Genomic DNA, 3,236 nt, shown 5'->3' with positions numbered 1-3,236 from the left:
CGCGGCGAGGTCGTTACTGTTTCAGATGTGGCTAGTCTGGAGTCGAGTGGGTCGTTTCCGCTTGCTGGCGCGCGCTACCACGGCGATCAGGCCGCCGAACCCGGCATGCTCGATTTCGCGGTCAACGTCCGCGCCGACCGGCCGCCGTCCTGGCTGACGGATCTGCTGGGGGCCCGCCTGTCCGACCTGGGCCGATACCCAGGGGTCGACGACGAGCACCGCGCACTGCAGGCCGTCGCCGCCCGGCACGGCCGCGGCGTCGACGAGATCGCGTTGCTGGCCGGTGCCGCCGAGGGCTTCGCCTTGCTGGCCAACCTGCGCCCGAGGCTTGCGGCGCTGATCGCGCCGTCGTTCACCGAACCGAACGTGGTGCTGCGGTCTGCCGGTGTCGCGGTGCAGCACGTGGTGCTCGACCCGCCCTTCGGGTTGGCCGCCGCACGGGTGCCCGACGAAGCCGACCTTGTGGTGGTCGGCAATCCGACCAATCCGACCGCGGTCCTGCACACCCGTGAACAGATCCTGGCGCTGCGGCGTCCCGGTCGCATCGTGGTGGTGGACGAGGCGTTCGCCGATGCGGTGCCGGGCGAGCCGGAATCGCTGGCCTCGATGCGACTGCCCGACGTCGTGGTGTTGCGGAGCCTGACCAAGACGTGGGCGCTGGCCGGGCTGCGGGTGGGCTACGCGCTGGGTGCGCCGGAGGTGTTGTCATGCTTGACCGGGACCCGTCCGCATTGGCCGCTCGGCACCCTGCAGTTGACCGCGATCGCCGCGTGTTGTGCGCCGGCAGCGGTCTCCGAAGCCGAGGCGGGGGCGCGGCGGCTGACGACCATGCGCACCGAGATGGTCGCGGGTTTGCGCGCGGTGGGCGTGGAGACCGTCGACGGCGACGCGCCGTTCGTGCTGTTCACCGTCGGTGACGCGGCATTGATGCGAAAGCATCTGCACACCAAGGGGATTGCCGTGCGACGCTGTGACACCTTCGTCGGGCTGGACGGGGAGTACCTGCGTGCCGCGGTCCGGCCGGAATGGCCGCTGCTCGTCAAGGCGATCGCCGAGACCGGCGTCGCGCGATGACGGTTCGGGTGAGCGCGGTCATCGAAGCGTTGGATGAGGCGTACCCACCGCGGCTGGCCCAGTCCTGGGACTCGGTCGGCCTGGTCTGTGGAGACCCCGACGAGTCGCTGAGTTCGGTGACCATCGCGGTCGACGCCACCGCGGCGGTGGTCGACGCGGTGCCGGACGGCGGCCTGCTGCTGGCGCACCACCCCTTGCTGTTGCGGGGTGTGGACACGGTGGCCGCCAGCACCGCGAAGGGCGCACTGATACACCGCTTGATCCGTTCTGGGCGTTCGCTGTTCACCGCCCATACCAACGCCGACTCGGCCTCACCGGGTGTCTCGGATGCGCTGGCGCACGCACTCGGGTTGACGGTCGAAGCGGTTCTGGAGCCCGCTCCGGCGCGTCAGGAGCTCGACAAGTGGGTGATCTTCGTGCCGGTGGAGAACGCGGACACGTTGCGGGAAGCGATCTTTGCGGCTGGCGCCGGCCAGATCGGTGACTACTCGCACTGCGGCTGGAGCGTCACCGGCACCGGACAGTTCCTGCCCCACGACGGTGCCAACCCGGCGATCGGCAGCATCGGCGCGGTGGAACGGGTGGTCGAGGACCGGGTCGAGGCCGTCGCGCCCACCCGGCTGCGGCGTCAGGTGCTCACCGCGATGCGCGCGGCGCACCCCTACGAAGAGCCGGCCTTCGACGTCATTGCGCTGGCGCCGCTGCCCGACGATGTCGGGTTGGGACGGATCGGCTCGCTGCCGCAACCAGAGTCGTTGAGCGCATTCGTGTCCCGGGTCAACGCCAGCCTGCCGCGGACGTCGTGGGGAGTGCGGGCGGCGGGCGATCCGGCCACGACCGTGTCGCGCGTCGCCGTGTGCGGCGGCGCCGGCGACTCGCTGCTGGATGCGGTTGCGTCCGCCGACGTGCAGGCGTATGTGACCGCGGACCTGCGGCACCACCCGGCCGACGAGCACCGTCGGGCCTCCGACGTGGCCCTGCTCGACGTTGCTCACTGGGCCAGCGAATTCCCGTGGTGCGAGCAGGCGGCCACCGTGCTTCGGGCGGCGTTCGGGTCCGCGCTGCGGGTCGATGTGTGCCGGATTCGCACCGATCCCTGGAACATCGTCAACGCCGCCAGGGAAGAGGACGCATGAAAGCCGACGTCGCACAACAACGGTCGCTGCTCGAAGTCGCCGAGCTGGACGCCGAGCTAGCCAAGATGGATCATCGCGTCGGCCACCTGCCCGAGCGCGCCGAGTGCGAGCGGATCCAAAGCGAACAGGTCGCGGCCGGCGACCGGCTGGGTGCGCTGCAGATTGCCTTGGCGGACTTGAACACCGAGGTCGCCCGCTTCGAGTCGGAAATCGACGGCGTCCGACAACGCGAGGATCGGGACCGGTCGCTACTGCAAACCGTCGCAGACTCCAAGCAACTGACGGAGCTGCAACACGAACTGGAGACGCTGCAGCGTCGTCAGTCCAGCCTGGAGGATTCGCTGCTGGAGGTGATGGAGCGTCGCGAGCAGTTGCAGGCGCAGCAGGCGGCGGAGCAGGCGGTGATCGAGGGGTTGCACGCCGAGCTGGCCGCCGCGCAGCAGGCAATCGACACCACCGTCGCCGACATCGAGCACCATCGTCGAGTCCACTTGTCGCGTCGTGACGAACTCACCGCCGCGCTCGCTCCCGATCTGCTCGCACTCTACGAACGACAGCGGGCAGGCGGCGGTCCAGGGGCGGCGTTGATGCAGGGTGGCCGATGCGGAGCGTGCCGGATCGAGATCGACCGCGGCGAGCTGGCCCGTATCTCCGCGGCTGCCGAAGACGAAGTGCTGCGCTGCCCCGAATGCAGCGCAATCATGTTGCGGATCAAAGGCCTCAACAAGTGAAGGTGATCGTCGAGGCCGACGGGGGATCGCGCGGCAACCCGGGCCCGGCCGGCTATGGGTCGATCGTGTTGAGCGCGGACCGGTCGATCGTGCTGGCCGAAGCCAAGCAGGCAATCGGGGTGGCCACTAACAACGTCGCCGAATACCGCGGCCTGATCGCTGGTTTGGAAGAGGCGGCGAATCTGCACGCCACCGATGTCGCGGTGTTCATGGATTCGAAGCTGGTCGTCGAGCAGATGTGCCGACGGTGGAAGGTCAAGCATCCGGACCTGATCGAGCTGAACGCCCAAGCACG

Annotated in this window: 4 protein-coding genes; all 4 read left to right on the top strand. The window is 69.2% G+C overall.

Annotated features, from left to right (window positions below; all coding sequences use genetic code 11):
* The first annotated feature begins 27 nt into the window (after positions 1-27).
* Complete coding sequence (gene cobC / locus AC2VOG_RS20960) at positions 28-1,074, top strand: Rv2231c family histidinol phosphate aminotransferase CobC (protein WP_486941734.1); 1,047 nt, start codon at positions 28-30, stop codon at positions 1,072-1,074.
* Positions 1,071-2,210, top strand: coding sequence for a Nif3-like dinuclear metal center hexameric protein (locus tag AC2VOG_RS20955; protein WP_486941733.1), 1,140 nt, complete (start codon positions 1,071-1,073; stop codon positions 2,208-2,210). The genes cobC and AC2VOG_RS20955 overlap by 4 nt, the downstream gene beginning before the upstream one ends.
* Positions 2,207-2,941: a zinc ribbon domain-containing protein gene (locus AC2VOG_RS20950; protein ID WP_486941732.1), complete on the top strand. Its 735-nt coding sequence runs from the start codon at positions 2,207-2,209 to the stop codon at positions 2,939-2,941. The genes AC2VOG_RS20955 and AC2VOG_RS20950 overlap by 4 nt, the downstream gene beginning before the upstream one ends.
* Positions 2,938-3,236: reverse transcriptase-like protein (locus AC2VOG_RS20945; protein ID WP_486941731.1), on the top strand; the 299-nt coding region annotated here is incomplete at its 3' end. The genes AC2VOG_RS20950 and AC2VOG_RS20945, both read left to right, overlap by 4 nt.

Source organism: Mycobacterium sp. TH-M11, from assembly GCF_057473725.1.
This window is presented reverse-complemented; position numbering and strand designations above follow the sequence as displayed.